General features: G+C 40.7%; 1 protein-coding gene. It reads left to right on the top strand.

Annotation, left to right across the window (positions count from 1 at the left end; all coding sequences use genetic code 11):
• On the top strand, positions 1-403 hold a 403-nt coding region (locus CWB76_RS19225), incomplete at both ends, for an OmpW/AlkL family protein (RefSeq protein WP_171039667.1).

Raw genomic sequence — 403 nt, 5'->3', positions numbered from 1 at the left:
CAAATACTCAGTTAGGTATTACTGTAGATTATGCATTTAACGACCAATGGATGTTAGAGCTTATTGCAGCAACGCCATTCTCTCATGATGTAGAAGGTACAGGCGGTTTGGCTGGTAATAAAATTGCCGACATTAAACACTTACCACCATCACTGGTTGCACAATACCACTTTTTAGACAGCAGCTACGCACTTCGTCCATTTGTTGGTGTAGGTATTAACTATACGACGTTCTTTGACGAGCAGCCTTCTGCAGCACTTAAAGCAACTTTAAATACTGACGACGTGGAAGTAAAACTAGATGATTCATTTGGTTTTGTTGCTCAAGTAGGTGCTAACTACAAGATTGATGAGAAATGGGGCCTACACGCTATGGTATCTATCATGGATATTGATACTGAGGC

Origin of the sequence: Pseudoalteromonas sp. S1609, from assembly GCF_005887255.1 — a bacterium.
Lineage (GTDB): Bacteria > Pseudomonadota > Gammaproteobacteria > Enterobacterales > Alteromonadaceae > Pseudoalteromonas.
The sequence above is the reverse complement of the archived record's forward strand: the minus strand, read 5'-3'. Positions and strand labels throughout refer to the sequence as shown.